Genomic DNA, 14,921 nt, shown 5'->3' with positions numbered 1-14,921 from the left:
GTGCGGCTCGCCGCACAAACCGCGGTTTGCCGCGGCAATCTATAAGGAGGTAACCGAAAACATGGCAAAAGTAGAATTAAAACAGCCGATCGTTCAGGAGATTTCCGAGATGTTGGAGGGTGCTCAGTCTGCTGTCCTTGTGAATTACAGAGGAATTACGGTAGACATGGATACCCAGCTTCGGAAAGAGCTGAGAGAAGCTGGCATCACTTACAAGGTGTACAAGAACACTCTGGTGAAGCTGGCAGTCAAAGGCACTCCTTTTGAAGAGCTGACCAAGGATCTGGAAGGTCCAACTGCGATTGCGGTTTCTAAGACCGATGCCACTGCTCCGGCCAGAATTGTTGCCAAGTACGTGAAGTTGGTGGAGCCCTTCACCATGAAGTCTGGTGTTGTGGAAGGAAACTACTACGATGAGAAGGGAATTACCGCTATTGCGTCTGTTCCCAGCAGAGAGGAACTGCTGTCCAAGCTGCTTGGAAGCCTGCAGTCTCCGATTGCAAACTTTGCCCGCGTTATGCAGCAGATTGCTGAGAAGGACGCTCCGGCAGAGGCTTAACTGAAATAAAACCATTCAAAAATCTTATTGGAGGAAAAGAAAATGGCAAAACTGACGATTGAAGAGATCATTGCAGCTGTAGAAGAGCTGACTGTATTAGAGCTGAACGAGCTGGTAAAGGCTTGCGAGGAGAAATTTGGCGTATCCGCTGCTGCTGGTGTTGTAGTTGCTGCTGCTGGCGGCGCTGCTGAGGCTGCTGAGGAGAAGGATTCCTTCGACGTAGAGCTGACCGAGGTTGGCCCGAACAAGGTTAAGGTAATCAAGGTTGTGCGTGAGCTGACCGGCCTGGGCCTGAAGGAAGCGAAGGAAGTTGTAGACGGCGCTCCGAAGGTATTCAAGAACGAAGTTTCCAAGGAAGAGGCAGAAGCTGCCAAGGAAGCTCTGGAGAAAGAGGGAGCAAAGGTTACTCTCAAATAATCACAAGGGTGATAAAGCCCCGGAAAGCACGTGGATATGTGCTTTCCGGGGCTTTTTTCTTCTGCTTTTCATTTTGAGGAAATCTTCCCTTACCCCAAGGAAAAAACGATTATTTTTGATTGGAGAGATAGCGGAACAGATAATAGATTAGTTCTGCCGGAGTCGGTTTATCCGAGAGACGGTGTCCGACAATCTTTTTCAATTGTTCCAGATCTCCGTGGTCCCAGCAATCATCCGCAGCCCTGGCAACGTTACGAGCAACATTTCCTGTGCTGGTGTGAAATTTTTGCGCGACCTGTTGATAGAGAATCTGGATTACCTTTCGATTGGGAAAAGAATTTAATTCCAGACACAATTCAACAGCGCATAAAAGATATTGATAACCTAGCATAGTGGGATGACCGGAAATGGATTGAATAATAAGTTCGATACTGGATGTGTTCATGAAAGAATCCTCCTATGTGATACTACAAGAATCATGGAGGATTTTGGCGGAAAAAGGAAATATATAGACGAAAATGGACACAAAAAGCAACAATATAAATGCAAATGTTACGCGGAGAAAACAAATGTAAAGAAACTGTTGCCTCGTTTTAGCAAAAGAATGGATAGAATTAAGGCGTCTATTTTATAAAAAGAGTGTTGCAACAGGCCTATTTCTCTTGCTATACTGTAAAAAATGAAACATGGAAAAGGGAGGAGTCTATGCCGGATTATACCGTTACGTTTGTAAAAGAAGAAATATGTGTTGCTGTAGAGAGTGGGACGACTTTATTAGAGGCGGAAATCCAGGCAGGAATCCGTCCGGACGCGCCTTGCGGCGGTCAGGGAAAGTGTGGGAAATGTTTGGTAAAGTTGTTGGATGCCAACGGTGTAGAACAGGTCGTAAAGGCTTGCTGTACAACAGTAAAAGAAGATATCTGTGTAGAGACTTTTGATCAAAAAACGGCGCTGCGGATTTTGACAAAGGGAACGGGAAATCCGATTTCTTTTTCACCTTCTGTCCGCAAAAAGCAGGTTTGGCTCCCTCCTAGAAAGCAGCAGAATCAGTTGACAGAGTGGGAACGGTTACAGGATGCTTTGAAGGAGCCGGTTATGCCGGAGTTACATCAAGTGAGATTACTATCTCAAATGGAGACAGGGGACGGCTGCTCTTTGACGGTAGTTCACCGTGGGCTGCGGGTTCTAGATTTGTATGTTTCCGAGCAAGAAGAGAGGCGGATGCTCGGAGCGGCATTTGATATCGGAACAACTACGATTGCGGGATATCTGCTCAATCTAGAGACGGGAGAAGAACTGGCTAATGCTAGTGCGATCAATCCGCAGGTCTCCTTTGGCGCAGATGTGATTCAGCGTGCGAATTATGCGTTGACAGATGGGAAAGCGTTAACCGAGTGCGTACAGAGAGAGGTCAACGTGCTTCTAGGTCAGCTTTGTAAGCAGGCGGGGAGTTCCAGAAAGGATGTTTATCAAATTAGTGTGGTGGGAAATTCCTGTATGCATCATTTATTCTTGGGCTTTTCACCGAATTCGATGGTTCATGCTCCTTATCAGCCGGCTGTCCGGGACGGGCTGGCGCTGCCTGCATCTGCCTGCGGTTTGGACGCGGCTGAGAACGCGGAAGTATTTTTATTGCCTTTGATTGCCGGATTTGTGGGGGCAGATACCGTGGGATGCTTACTTTCCACTGGAATGGGATCACAAGAGCCGCTAACCTTGCTGATCGACATTGGCACCAATGGGGAATTAGTCTTAGGAAATCGGGAAAGAAGAATCGCTTGTTCCACAGCCGCGGGACCTGCCTTGGAAGGTGCAAAAATTTCTTATGGAATGCGCGGCGCAAAGGGCGCCATTGAGCATGTAGAGGTACGGGAGGGGCAATTGCATTGCCAGGTGATCGGCGGCGGAAAGGCCCAGGGGATTTGCGGGTCTGGATTGATTGACGGGATTGCCGCCTTGTTGGAATTGGGCGTTATGGACGAAAGCGGAAGGCTTTGCGGAAACGATCGGGTGGATGGCGTGGAGGTATATTGGCTGATTCGCCCGGAGGAAGGACAGCCGGGAGTTTTCTTAAGCCAAAAGGATATACGGGAAGTGCAGCTGGCAAAAGCGGCCATTGCGGCTGGGATTCGCCTGATGATGGAGACCTTAAAGGTTACGTTTGAACAGATCAAACGGGTTTACCTGGCGGGAGCTTTTGGAACTTACTTGAATCCGGACAGCGCCTGTGCGATCGGATTAATTCCTTCGGAGTTGAGAGAAAAATTGATTCCCGTTGGAAATGCGGCGGGAGAAGGTGCAAAGCGAATTCTTTTGGAGGAGGCGGCATGGGAGGAAGCGGAGCGCGTTGCCCGTGGAACAGAGTTCTTGGAATTGGCATCCTTGCCACAGTTCCAGGATACCTTTGTGGATGAGTTGGAGTTTCCGGAAAAGGAGCGGTTATGATGACGATGGACAGGTTGGAAAAGATGGGTAAAGAAGTAGGATTTACCCATGTAGGCTCCCTTGAGATAAAGACTTTAAAGCTGCTTCCAGAAGTGCGTCAAATGTGCGAGAGCAATTCCTGCCGGATGTATGGAAAGAATTGGAGCTGTCCGCCGGGATGCGGGAGTTTGGAAGCGTGCCAAGAGAAAATTTCGACTTATTCAACAGGGATTCTCGTACAGACCATGGGACGGCTGGAAGACGAGATGGACGGAGAAGGAATGATGGAAATCGAGGCCAGGCATAAGGCAAATTTCCTGCGGATGTATGATGAGCTGAGAGCCGAAGGGTGTGATGTGTTGGCCATTGGCGCGGGCTGCTGCACGCAATGTAAAATCTGTACCTATCCGGATGCGCCGTGCCGGTTTCCGGAGAAAAGTTTTGCGTCTATGGAAGCGTATGGGATGCTTGTGACGGAAGTGTGCCGGGAGAATGGGATGAAATATTATTACGGGCCGGCCACCATTGCTTATACCAGTTGCTTTTTGTTTCGGTAGACACTTTTTTCGGATTTCGGTATCCAAAGACCTCAACCTCAAAACGTGCTGGAACCCCCAAAAGGGAAAAACAAACAGGACCCTTGCGGGCCCTGTTTGAAAAAGGGAAGGAAAAATATGAAAAAAAGCAATCAATCAATCGCCAGTACGCTAATTTAATTTCTCAGATATTTTTCTGATTTTCTTTTGATGGTTTTAGTATACCCAGGGAACGTGAAGAAATTATGTTACCTGCGTGAAATATTTGTTAAAAAAATAAAGACAAAATGTGAATAAGCAAGCTTACCAGCGTCCAAATGGGCCAAATGGAAAAAGAGGCTTGCGGGGAGGCCTAGGTCCGATCGGAGGCCGCGGACCAAAGGGCGGACGCGGTGGGAACGGTGGAGGCGGAGGCGTAGGGCGGCATTTGTTCCCACAGGGACCTGGAGGAGGTCCAGGCGGTCCCGGAGGAGGCCCAGGCGGTCCTGGAGGAGGTCCAGGCGGTCCCGGAGGAGGTCCAGGCGGTCCTGGAGGAGGTCCAGGCGGTCCCGGAGGAGGTCCGGGCGGTCCTGGAGGAGGTCCGGGCGGTCCCGGAGGTCTGGGTGGTCCTACCGGGCGCGGCGGCCAGGGTGGATGATATCCAGGAAAAGGAAATGACATGATGAAATCTCCTTTTTTTCATAGTCTATGCGGCAGCCGGAGAAAGGTACCGTGGACGGAGAAAATTTTACAATCAGGGATTATCATCTTCTGTCTCTACAGGAAGTTTTTTCTCTATTCGGTATAAAAGCACGGCTAAAATAGATAAAAGAAGCAGAAGCGCCAACTGAAGGAAACTTTGCGCTGTGAAAGAAGACTGAAGGATCAATGCAATCAGATTCGTTACAAAGCTGATAGGAAACAAAATACAGGCCACAAAGGCAAGTTTCCGGAGTCGGCCGTATTGCTGATCGTATTGGATTCTCTCCATCTTATCTGGGTGAAATGGACAAAAAATAGCTTCCAGCAGGAAGAACAAAAGCAGGATAAAGCAAGCGCCGAAGGGTAAGGCGGCATAGATCGTGTAAAGAGATAAGGTGGGGAGAAAACCGGCGGCAAGCTGAATTCCCAGTAGGGCCAGTGCAAACAAAAGCTGCGTTAGCCAAAATTTCCGGTATGCTTTTGTTTCCAGTGAAATCCGGTACCATTTACCTGCATAGTGATAGGTTTTCTTGCCATTTCGAATTCCTCTTAACTCATAGTCTTCTTGGTATTGTTTCCTCATGACATCTCCGTTCTGCCGCGGAAGCGGCAATTTTTTATCTTTTCACGAATGATTCCTGTCAATTGTGTCATATTTGGCGAGAAAAATCAATAGGCGAAGCGAAACTCGTGAAAGTTTCGAAAAGGAAGAGGCGCCTTGTATTTTCGCGAAAATTTTTGTATACTGGCATAGGGTCCGAAGCCCAGGGAGGTAAAACATGAAACGAATTGTGCGGATGGTTCTTTGTTTGATCGTCTTTGTTCCGTATTGGTTTGTCCGTCTGATGATTTACGCTTACACGAATGTAGGAACGGAGGAATCCCGCTATCGCTTTTTAAAGCATATTTTGACGAAGGCAAACCGGGCAGGACGTGTGAAAGTCGTTTGTTCCGGCGTAGAGCATCTTCCGGAACAGATGGGGTATATGATTTATCCCAATCACCAGGGACTCTACGATACGCTGGCATTTTTTGAGACCGACCCTCATCCCTTTGTGCCGGTGATGAAGAAGGAAGTTACGAACACCTTTATGTTAAAACAGGCCCGGATGATATTGCATGGCATTACCATTGACCGGGACGATGTAAAGAGTGCGATGCGCACCATTCACGCCATTGCGGAAGAGGTAAAGAAAGGCCGGAATTATCTGATCTTTAGCGAGGGGACCCGCAGCCGCAAACAAAATCAGACCTTAGAATTTAAGGGCGGCAGTTTTAAGGCGGCTTATTATGCCAAATGTCCGATTGTCCCGGTTGCTTTAGTGGATTGCTACAAGGCGTTTGATACCAACTCGGCGGAGCCGATTACCATCCAGATTCACTATCTGCCGCCGATTCCTTATGAAGAGTATAAAGACAAAAAGACCATGGAGGTGGCCTCCATGGTCCGTGGAATCATCGATGCGAAGATTGCGGAGGTGACAGGCGAAGCGCATTAATCGCTTGTTCTATCTTCCGCTGCGGCTTGCGCCGCCGCTTCTTCATACATTCTTTGAATCTCACCCTGAACCAGATGGCTCAGGGTCTTTTTTTCTTCTTTGCTCAGGGAGGACACATCGATGGGCTCCCCAAATTGAATCGTAATCTTCGTTTTCCGGATCGCGGGGCGGTGATTCTCATAGATGTCGTCTGTCCGAAAAAAAGATACGGGTACGATGGGACAGCCTGATTTTTCCGCTATCTTAAAGCTGCCTTCCTTAAAAGGAAGCATGGTTTCTCCGTGGTTTCGGGTACCCTCCGGACAAATCCAGATGGAAATGCCCGATTTGACGTAGGAGATCGCTTCCAGGATTGTTTTTAGGCCCGCTTTTAGGTTGTCCCGATCTAGAAACAGGCAGTACAGATTCTTCATCCATTGGCTTAGGAGCGGAATCTTTTCCATCTCTTTTTTAGCGATAAATCCGGTCAGACCGGGAACCAGCGTATAGCCGCTGACAATATCAAAGTAGCTGCGGTGATTGCTGACGTAGAGAACAGCGGTGTCCTTAGGAATTCGATCGCGGCCAATGACATTCATCTTCACGCCGGATGCTTTTAAGATAATCCGGAACATCGTTTGAATGATGTGCAGGCTGCTGGTATCTTTCCGCGTCTTGTTCAGTTTTCCAATCACCCATTCCACACCCAATAAGATCAAGCCCACGGTTGTAAGGAACAGGATGACCAGTGTGGCGACAAGCAAAAAACGTAACATGAGTTCCTCCGGTTAGTTTAGGTTGTCCAAAAGCTGAATCTTTAGGTTGTAAAGTTTTTGAGACAGGTCCACATAAACTTTGTGAGGGTTAATAAAGCGGCGGGTTTCATCCCACAGCGTGTCCAATTCCTTTTTGCAGTATTCCTGGATCTCCAAAACGCTGGGCGACTGATAGACGCAGAGTCCCTTCTTATAGACAGGTACCAGGATTTCCTTCATTGTATAAGTCCCAGCCTTTAAAAGCGTTTTTTTCCAGATATAGGTTGGGTCAAAGATCATCAAATCTTTGTCCTCCGGGAACGTTTCGCCTGCGAGGGCAATCAAGTCGCCAATGATCTTTCCTGTATCCTTTTTATAAATGCGGTAGATAATTTTATTTCCAGGGTTCGTGATCTTCTCATTGTTTTCCGAACGTTTAAGTTTTGGAATAAATTCCCCGGTTTCTTCGTCCAGAATGGCAGCCAATTTGTAGACGCCGCCAAAGGAAGGGCAATCCTTGGAGGTGATCATGTTGGTGCCTACGCCCCAAGAGGTAATCAGAGCGCCTTGCTCTTTCAGGCTTTGGATCAGATACTCGTCTAGATCACAGGAAGCGGAGATGACTGCGTCGGGGAAACCTGCCGCATCTAGCATCTTTCTAGCCTCTTTGGAGAGATAAGCCAAGTCACCGCTGTCTAAGCGAATTCCGTAAAGGCCGAATTCAATGCCAGCTTCCCGCATCTCCTGGAAGACCTGGATGGCATGGGGAACGCCGCTTTGCAGGGTGTTGTAGGTATCAACCAGCAGGATGCAAGCCTTCGGGTAAAGTTTGGCATAATTCCGGAAAGCCGTTAGCTCGTCGGGGAAGCTCATGATCCAGCTGTGAGCGTGAGTACCTTTCACCGGAACGTCAAACATCTGCCCTGCCAGCACGTTACTGGTACCGCAGCAGCCGCCGATAATAGCTGCCCTGGCGCCGTAAGTACCGGCGTCCGGACCCTGGGCCCGACGGAGTCCAAATTCCATGATGCCGTCGCCTTCTGCCGCCCAGCAAACGCGGGAAGCCTTGGTGGCGATCAGGCTTTGATGGTTGATCAGATTTAAGAGCGTGGTCTCGATCAGCTGCGCTTCCATGATAGGGGCGACCACCTTGACCAGCGGTTCATAAGGGAATACCACGCTTCCCTCTGGAATGGCATAGATGTCTCCAGAGAAGTGAAAACCGCGGAGATATTCTAGGAATTCCTCGGAAAAGATTCCAAGGGAGCGCAAATAAGTAATATCGTCGTAGGTAAATTGGAGATGCTGAATGTAATCGATCAATTGCTCCAGACCTGCCGCAATGGCATAGCCGCTGCCACTGGGATTTTTCCGATAAAACATATCAAAGACAACGACTTCGCGCGTGCCTTCGTTAAAATAACCCTGCATCATCGTCAGCTCATATAAATCCGTCATCAGGGTCAGGTTTCGGTTCTTCATGAAAGCCTCCTAATTGCTGTATTGGCGGACGCCTAAAAGGAAAGGCCCGTCGGAATTTTGCTCATTCCACGTGATTATAGCATAGAAGGTTCGGTTTTCCAAGAGAAAACTTACTCTTTCTGCAAGATCGATGTTTGAGCGATTATTCTTTTCTTTTTGTAGCTATGAAAAAATTTAAAAATGCTTGAAGGAGTTTTTGAAAGATGATACTATGGAATCAGTCAGGAGGCGTGGTGTGTATGCTCTTGGTAATTGAAAGTAGTGTATTAGATATAGCAATCAATCGGATGATTGGAAAGGAGATTCGAAGATGTTGGAACAGAAAGATTTGGAAATGATTGCTGAAATTGTGGCAAAGGTAGTAGAGCCTGTAAAGAAAGATGTAAAAGAGATTCAGTTGACACTGGAAAATGAAACAAACCGTAATATAAAAATTGTTGCAGAAGGCCACCTTGATTTGAGTCGAAAATTGGATGAGGCATTGAAGATCGAGAGGCAGGAGGAAAAGTCTTGACATTTTCGTGCAGAAACTTTATAATAAGGAACACAAATGAAAGAAAAACGTAGAGGAAGAGAGTACGCGAAATGCGAACGCCACAGCGAGCCGGGAAGGATGAGAGCCGGCGCCAGTAGGTTTTGCGGAAAATCACTTCGGAGTTTCTGACCGAAAGCCGGATGGCCGGTAGGCTCAGACGGGTTCTCCCGTTATTGAGAGCACATATCCCCGGATGGGTGTATGCAGCAAATAGGTGGTATAACGAATGGTCTTCGTCCTGTTTGGGATGGGGGCTCTTTTTTCTTTCATAAGCGAAAAGGAGGAGATCAACACATGTATCAGAAAGTATCCACGGATATGAATTTTGTGGAACGGGAAAAGAAAGTGGAAAAGTTCTGGGAAGAAAATCATATCTTCCAGAAGAGCATGGAGATCCGGGAAGGAAATCCGGAATATATGTTTTACGACGGCCCGCCTACGGCCAATGGAAAGCCTCATATTGGACACGTATTAACCCGCGTGATCAAAGATATGATCCCGCGCTACCGCACGATGAAAGGGTACAATGTGCCGAGAAAGGCCGGCTGGGATACCCACGGCCTTCCAGTAGAGCTGGAAGTGGAGAAAGAGTTGGGTCTGGATGGCAAGGAGCAGATCGAGCAATATGGCTTGGAACCTTTCATCAAGAAATGTAAGGAAAGCGTTTGGAAATACAAGGGCATGTGGGAGGAATTTTCCAATAAGGTAGGATTCTGGGCCGACATGGATAACCCTTACGTGACCTATCACAATGATTTCATCGAGTCCGAATGGTGGGCCTTAAAGCAGATCTGGGATAAGGGCCTGCTTTACAAAGGCTTTAAGATCGTGCCTTATTGCCCTCGCTGCGGGACGCCGCTTTCCAGCCATGAGGTGGCTCAGGGATACAAACAGGTGAAAGAGCGTTCGGCGATTGTCCGTTTTCGGGCAGTGGGCGAGGACGCCTATTTCTTGGCTTGGACGACGACGCCGTGGACGCTGCCCAGCAATACGGCGCTTTGTGTCAATCCAACGGAACAGTATGTAAAGGTAAAAGCGGCGGACGGTTATATCTATTATATGGCGGAAGCCTTGTTGGACGCGGTTTTGGGAGAACTTTCCCAGAACGGGGAGCCTGCCTATGAGGTGCTGGAGCGATATGCCGGAAAAGATCTGGAATATAAAGAATACGTCCCGCTTTTTGCCGTGGCAGGGAAGGTTGCGGAGCAGCAGCATAAAAAGGCGCATTTTGTTACCTGCGACAGTTATGTAACGATGAATGATGGTACGGGTATCGTTCACATTGCGCCTGCCTTTGGTGAGGATGACGCCAGAGTGGGCCGGGATTATGATTTGCCGTTTATCCAGCTGGTAGATGGCAAGGGAAATATGACGGAGAATACGCCTTATGCCGGCTTGTTTGTAAAAGATGCGGACGGGAAGATTCTGGTTGATCTGGATCAGCAGGGCTTGCTGTTTGGTGCGCCGAAATTTGAGCATGACTATCCGTTTTGCTGGCGCTGTGACACGCCTTTGATTTATTATGCACGCGAATCCTGGTTCGTCCGGATGACCGCGGTGAAGGAAGACTTGATCCGCAATAATAACACCATCAATTGGATTCCGGAGAGCATCGGCAAGGGCCGCTTTGGCGATTGGCTGGAAAATGTTCAGGATTGGGGTATCAGCCGGAACCGCTATTGGGGAACGCCTCTTAACATCTGGGAGTGCGAGTGCGGACATCAGCATTCTATCGGCAGCATCGAAGAGCTGAAGAGCCTGTCGAAGAATTGCCCGGATGACATCGAGCTGCACCGCCCCTATATCGACGCGGTGACGATTCCCTGTCCGAAGTGTGGGAAGGAGATGCACCGGGTACCGGAGGTCATCGACTGCTGGTTTGATTCCGGAGCGATGCCTTTTGCCCAATATCATTATCCTTTTGAAAATCAGGAGACGTTCAAGAAGAACTTCCCGGCAGCCTTTATCAGCGAGGCGGTAGATCAGACCCGCGGCTGGTTCTATTCTCTGCTTGCGATCTCCACATTGGTCTTCAATGAGGCGCCTTATAAGAACGTTATCGTTCTGGGCCATGTGCAGGATGAAAATGGGCAGAAGATGAGTAAGTCCAAGGGCAATGCGGTAGATCCGATGGAGGCCTTGGAGCAGTATGGCGCCGATGCGGTCCGCTGGTATTTCTATATCAACAGCGCGCCCTGGCTGCCGAACCGGTTCCATGGAAAGGCGGTTACCGAAGGCCAGAGGAAATTTATGGGTACCCTCTGGAATACCTATGCCTTCTTTGTTTTATATGCGAATATCGATGATTTTGACGCAACCAAATATACGCTGGAATATGATAAGTTGTGTGCGATGGATAAGTGGCTGCTGTCGAAGCTGAATACACTGACAGAGACGGTGGACGGTTACCTGAACAATTACCAGATCCCGGAAAGCGCTAGAGCGCTTCAAAGCTTTGTGGACGACATGAGTAACTGGTATGTGCGCCGCAGCCGGGAACGTTTTTGGGCTAAGGGTATGGAGCAGGATAAGATCAATGCCTATATGACCTTGTACACGGCCCTGGTAACTGTGGCGAAGCTGGCCGCTCCGCTGGTACCGTTTATCACGGAAGATATGTACCAGAATCTGGTACGCAGCATTGATCCGAGCGCGCCGGAGAGCATTCACCTGTGCGATTATCCGGAAGTAAACAAAGCGTGGATTGACAAGGAGTTGGAAGCGGGGATGGATGAAGTGTTAAAGATCGTCGTCCTGGGCCGCGCCTGCCGGAATCTTTCCAATATTAAGAATCGTCAGCCCATGGCGCGGATGTTTGTGAAAGCGCCGTTCGCACTGGATTCCTTCTATGCGGATATCATTCGAGATGAATTGAATGTAAAAGATGTGAAATTTACCGACGATGTGCGGGAGTTCACCTCCTATAGCTTTAAGCCGCAGATGCGGACGTTGGGCCCGAAATATGGCAAGCAGTTGAACGAAATCCGCACGCTTCTCTCGGAGATCGACGGCAATGCGGCCATGGATCAGCTGAATGAAACTGGCGAATTACGATTGGAGCTTGCGGAAGGCAAAGCGATTCTCACGAAGGAAGATCTTCTGATCGATTCGGCGCAGATGGAAGGATTCGTATCGGAAGCTGCCGGTGAAGTGACGGTCGTTATGGATACCACGTTGACTCCGGAATTGCTGGAAGAAGGCTTTATCCGCGAGATTATCAGCAAGGTGCAGACCATGCGTAAGGAGGCGGGATTTGAAGTGATGGATCACATTCGGATCTCCGTCGCGGAAAATGCAAAGATCGAAAACCTGCTGAAAGTTCACGGGGAAGAAGTGAAACCGGAAGTTTTAGCGGAAGAGTTGGTATTTAACGAGAAAATTGGTTATAGTAAAGAATGGAGTATTAACGGCGAGATGGTAACTCTCGGCGTGGAACGAGTGGGATAAAACTGAGATTATAGCAGTCGGAAAGGCTGTCTCAGATGAGCGGATCATCAGAGACGGCTTTTTCCGTCTGAAAAGGAAATCGAGCGTTGGAGGAATTATGAATCGATATCAATTTGACAAGGACGTGTTTCGCAGGCGAGTGATTGAGCTGGTAAAGCTAAGCTCAAAAGTAACGATTGAAAAAGCCAGCCCGGAACAAATCTATCTGGCGGTAGGATACGCGGTCAGAGAACAGATCATTGACGCCTGGATCGACACAAAGCGGTTGGCAGACGAGCAAGGCTGTAAAACGATTTACTATTTATCCATGGAATTTTTGATGGGCCGCGCCTTGGGGAATAATATCATAAACATCCAGGCTCAAAAAGAAATCAAGGAGATTTTGGAAGAGTTTGGCGTCAATCTCAACCTGATTGAAGATCAAGAGCGGGACTGGGCCCTGGGAAACGGCGGTCTGGGAAGGCTTGCCGCCTGCTTTTTAGATTCCCTGGCGACCCTTGGATATCCGGCCTATGGCTGTGGAATCCGATATAAATATGGAATGTTTAAACAGCAGATCGAAAATGGGTTCCAAAAGGAAGTGCCGGATCATTGGCTACGCCTACGGAATCCTTTTGAGGTTCGCCGGGAAGAGTATAAAAAAGAAATTCGGTTTGGCGGTTATACCCGCTGCGAGACCGGGCCTAATGGGGAACCTCACTATGTGCAGGAAGGATGCCAGTCTGTCCTGGCTGTACCCTATGATTTGCCGGTGATCGGCTACGGAAACGGCGTGGTCAATACACTGCGGATTTGGAGCGCGGAGCCGGTGGAGGATCTGGAACTAAACGCTTTCAATCAGGGCGATTATCAGCGGGCTGCGGAGCAGGAGAATCTGGCGGAGACCATCTGCAAGGTATTATACCCCTGCGATGAACATTATGCGGGAAAAGAGCTGCGTTTAAAGCAGCAGTATTTCTTTGTGTCAGCTACTGTACAGCAAGTGGTGCAAAAGTATAAGGAATCTGGCGGAGATATCCATCGTTTGTCCGAACGGGTTTGTTTCCAGATGAATGATACTCATCCGGCGGTTACGGTGGCGGAGTTGATGCGAATTCTTTTAGACGAAGAATATCTGGGCTGGGACGACGCCTGGGCCATTACCACAAAAACCTGCGCCTATACGAATCATACGATCATGGCGGAAGCCTTAGAAAAGTGGCCCATTGATCTGTTTTCCCGGCTGCTGCCGCGCATTTACCAGATTGTGGATGAGATCAACCGCCGTTTTGTGGATTCGATCCGCGCGAAGTATCCAAACCAGCCTGAGAAGGTAAAGTCTATGGCTGTGCTCTACGACGGCCAGGTACGGATGGCCAATTTGGCCATTGTCGGCAGTTTTTCCGTCAATGGAGTGGCGCGGCTGCATACAGAAATTTTAAAGTCCCGGGAGCTCAGGGATTTTTACGAGATGATGCCCTGGAAATTCAACAATAAGACCAATGGGATTACGCAGCGGCGGTTTCTTCTTCACGGAAATCCTCTGCTGGCGGATTGGATTACCCGAAAGATTGGCGACGGGTGGATCACAGATCTTTCCCAGATTAAACGGTTGGCGCCTTTTGCCGAGGACCCAGCTTGCAGAGAGGAATTTCGTCAGATTAAATACCAGAACAAGCTGCGCCTGGCGGAATATATCAAAGAAAACAATGGCATTGACGTGGATCCCGGTTCGATCTTTGACGTTCAGGTAAAGCGGCTTCACGAATATAAGCGTCAGCTTTTGAATATCCTCCATGTCATGTATTTGTACAATGAGCTGCGTGAAAATCCGGAGCTTGCGGTGACGCCGCGCACCTTTATCTTTGGCGCAAAGGCTGCGGCAGGTTATCAGATTGCGAAACTGACCATTAAGCTGATTAATGCGGTAGCGCAGGTGGTGAATAACGATGCGTCGATCCATGGAAAAATAAAAGTCGTTTTCATTGAAGATTACCGGGTGTCCAATGCGGAAATTATCTTTGCGGCCAGCGATGTCAGCGAGCAGATTTCCACAGCCAGTAAGGAAGCCAGCGGGACGGGAAACATGAAATTTATGCTAAACGGCGCCTTGACTCTGGGTACCATGGATGGCGCCAACGTGGAGATTGTAGAGGAAGTAGGAGAAGAGAATGCGTTTTTATTCGGTCTTTCGGCTGCAGAGGTTATCCGCTATGAAAAGGAGGGCGGCTATGATCCTATGGAGATTTTCCGTCAGGATGCGGGCATTCGCCAGGTGCTGATGCAGTTAATCAATGGATTTTATTCTCCGGAAAATCCGGAGCTGTTCCGGCCGCTCTACAATTCGCTGCTCAATACAAAAAATACGGCTAAGGCGGATACCTACTTTATTTTAAAAGATTTTCGATCCTATGAGGCGGCTCAAAAACGTGTGGAGGCGGCGTACCGAAACTCGGATTGGTGGAACCGGGCCGCGATTTTAAATGTGGCGTGTTCCGGAAAATTTTCTTCTGACCGTACCATTCAGGAGTATGTAGATGAGATCTGGCATCTAAAAAAGCTGAAAGGAAATGAATAACATTTCCGTAACATGTCAACACTATCCCTATCAACTGATGAACCAGAAGT

12 protein-coding genes are annotated in these 14,921 nt (G+C 48.6%); 8 read left to right on the top strand and 4 right to left on the bottom strand.

What is annotated here, in order from left to right; all coding sequences use genetic code 11:
* Positions 1–61 precede the first annotated feature (61 nt).
* The gene (gene rplJ, locus ACCC71_RS14215) at positions 62–559 is read left to right on the top strand and encodes a 50S ribosomal protein L10 (RefSeq protein ID WP_434310281.1); all 498 of its coding nucleotides are present in this window, start codon (positions 62–64) and stop codon (positions 557–559) included.
* Positions 560–601: 42 nt separating this feature from the next.
* Positions 602–976: a 50S ribosomal protein L7/L12 gene (rplL, locus tag ACCC71_RS14210; protein WP_434310280.1), complete on the top strand. Its 375-nt coding sequence runs from the start codon at positions 602–604 to the stop codon at positions 974–976.
* 109 nt (positions 977–1,085) lie between these two features.
* On the opposite strand, the gene ACCC71_RS14205 is transcribed toward rplL, so the two are convergent.
* Positions 1,086–1,421: a sporulation initiation factor Spo0A C-terminal domain-containing protein gene (locus ACCC71_RS14205; protein ID WP_434310279.1), complete on the bottom strand. Its 336-nt coding sequence runs from the start codon at positions 1,419–1,421 to the stop codon at positions 1,086–1,088.
* 260 nt (positions 1,422–1,681) lie between these two features.
* Between ACCC71_RS14205 and ACCC71_RS14200 the strand changes: the two genes are divergently transcribed.
* Complete coding sequence (locus ACCC71_RS14200) at positions 1,682–3,421, top strand: ASKHA domain-containing protein (RefSeq protein WP_434310278.1); 1,740 nt, start codon at positions 1,682–1,684, stop codon at positions 3,419–3,421.
* Entirely contained in the window at positions 3,418–3,957 is a 540-nt protein-coding gene (locus ACCC71_RS14195; protein ID WP_434310277.1) for a DUF2284 domain-containing protein, read from the top strand. Before ACCC71_RS14200 ends, ACCC71_RS14195 begins: the two co-directional genes overlap by 4 nt.
* A 712-nt stretch (positions 3,958–4,669) precedes the next feature.
* On the opposite strand, the gene ACCC71_RS14190 is transcribed toward ACCC71_RS14195, so the two are convergent.
* The gene (locus tag ACCC71_RS14190; RefSeq protein WP_434310276.1) at positions 4,670–5,200 is read right to left on the bottom strand and encodes a hypothetical protein; all 531 of its coding nucleotides are present in this window, start codon (positions 5,198–5,200) and stop codon (positions 4,670–4,672) included.
* Between the two features lie 196 nt (positions 5,201–5,396).
* Between ACCC71_RS14190 and ACCC71_RS14185 the strand changes: the two genes are divergently transcribed.
* On the top strand, positions 5,397–6,116 hold the full coding sequence (locus tag ACCC71_RS14185) for a lysophospholipid acyltransferase family protein (protein WP_434310275.1): 720 nt from the start codon (positions 5,397–5,399) through the stop codon (positions 6,114–6,116).
* On the opposite strand, the gene ACCC71_RS14180 is transcribed toward ACCC71_RS14185, so the two are convergent.
* Positions 6,113–6,871 carry a lysophospholipid acyltransferase family protein gene (locus ACCC71_RS14180; protein ID WP_434310274.1) on the bottom strand — a complete coding sequence of 253 codons (759 nt, stop codon included), beginning with the start codon at positions 6,869–6,871 and terminating at the stop codon, positions 6,113–6,115. The genes ACCC71_RS14185 and ACCC71_RS14180 overlap by 4 nt on opposite strands.
* A gap of 12 nt (positions 6,872–6,883) precedes the next feature.
* Positions 6,884–8,332 (bottom strand): nicotinate phosphoribosyltransferase, encoded by a 1,449-nt coding sequence (locus ACCC71_RS14175; RefSeq protein WP_434310273.1) that lies wholly within the window; start codon positions 8,330–8,332, stop codon positions 6,884–6,886.
* A 310-nt stretch (positions 8,333–8,642) separates the two neighbouring features.
* On the opposite strand from ACCC71_RS14175, the gene ACCC71_RS14170 reads away from it, so the two are divergent.
* From ACCC71_RS14170 to ACCC71_RS14160, 3 genes are all read left to right on the top strand, one after another.
* Positions 8,643–8,846 carry a hypothetical protein gene (locus tag ACCC71_RS14170; protein WP_434311866.1) on the top strand — a complete coding sequence of 68 codons (204 nt, stop codon included), beginning with the start codon at positions 8,643–8,645 and terminating at the stop codon, positions 8,844–8,846.
* A 315-nt stretch (positions 8,847–9,161) separates the two neighbouring features.
* Entirely contained in the window at positions 9,162–12,314 is a 3,153-nt protein-coding gene (ileS, locus tag ACCC71_RS14165; protein ID WP_434310272.1) for an isoleucine--tRNA ligase, read from the top strand.
* A gap of 97 nt (positions 12,315–12,411) precedes the next feature.
* On the top strand, positions 12,412–14,871 hold the full coding sequence (locus ACCC71_RS14160; RefSeq protein WP_434310271.1) for a glycogen/starch/alpha-glucan phosphorylase: 2,460 nt from the start codon (positions 12,412–12,414) through the stop codon (positions 14,869–14,871).
* Positions 14,872–14,921: the final 50 nt, after the last annotated feature.

It is taken from the genome of Hominifimenecus sp. rT4P-3 (assembly GCF_051055405.1).
Taxonomy (GTDB): domain Bacteria; phylum Bacillota; class Clostridia; order Lachnospirales; family Lachnospiraceae; genus Pseudolachnospira.
Note: the sequence above shows the minus strand (reverse complement) of the source record. Positions and strands in the feature narration are given on the sequence as shown.

Coding starts and splice junctions, on each gene's coding strand:
- ACCC71_RS14190 (WP_434310276.1), bottom strand. CDS start 5,200: ATGAGGAAACAATACCAAGAAGACTATGAGTTAAGAGGAATTCGAAAT.
- ACCC71_RS14180 (WP_434310274.1), bottom strand. CDS start 6,871: ATGTTACGTTTTTTGCTTGTCGCCACACTGGTCATCCTGTTCCTTACA.
- rplJ (WP_434310281.1), top strand. CDS start 62: ATGGCAAAAGTAGAATTAAAACAGCCGATCGTTCAGGAGATTTCCGAG.
- ACCC71_RS14160 (WP_434310271.1), top strand. CDS start 12,412: ATGAATCGATATCAATTTGACAAGGACGTGTTTCGCAGGCGAGTGATT.
- ACCC71_RS14185 (WP_434310275.1), top strand. CDS start 5,397: ATGAAACGAATTGTGCGGATGGTTCTTTGTTTGATCGTCTTTGTTCCG.
- ACCC71_RS14170 (WP_434311866.1), top strand. CDS start 8,643: ATGTTGGAACAGAAAGATTTGGAAATGATTGCTGAAATTGTGGCAAAG.
- rplL (WP_434310280.1), top strand. CDS start 602: ATGGCAAAACTGACGATTGAAGAGATCATTGCAGCTGTAGAAGAGCTG.
- ACCC71_RS14200 (WP_434310278.1), top strand. CDS start 1,682: ATGCCGGATTATACCGTTACGTTTGTAAAAGAAGAAATATGTGTTGCT.
- ACCC71_RS14175 (WP_434310273.1), bottom strand. CDS start 8,332: ATGAAGAACCGAAACCTGACCCTGATGACGGATTTATATGAGCTGACG.
- ACCC71_RS14205 (WP_434310279.1), bottom strand. CDS start 1,421: ATGAACACATCCAGTATCGAACTTATTATTCAATCCATTTCCGGTCAT.
- ileS (WP_434310272.1), top strand. CDS start 9,162: ATGTATCAGAAAGTATCCACGGATATGAATTTTGTGGAACGGGAAAAG.
- ACCC71_RS14195 (WP_434310277.1), top strand. CDS start 3,418: ATGATGACGATGGACAGGTTGGAAAAGATGGGTAAAGAAGTAGGATTT.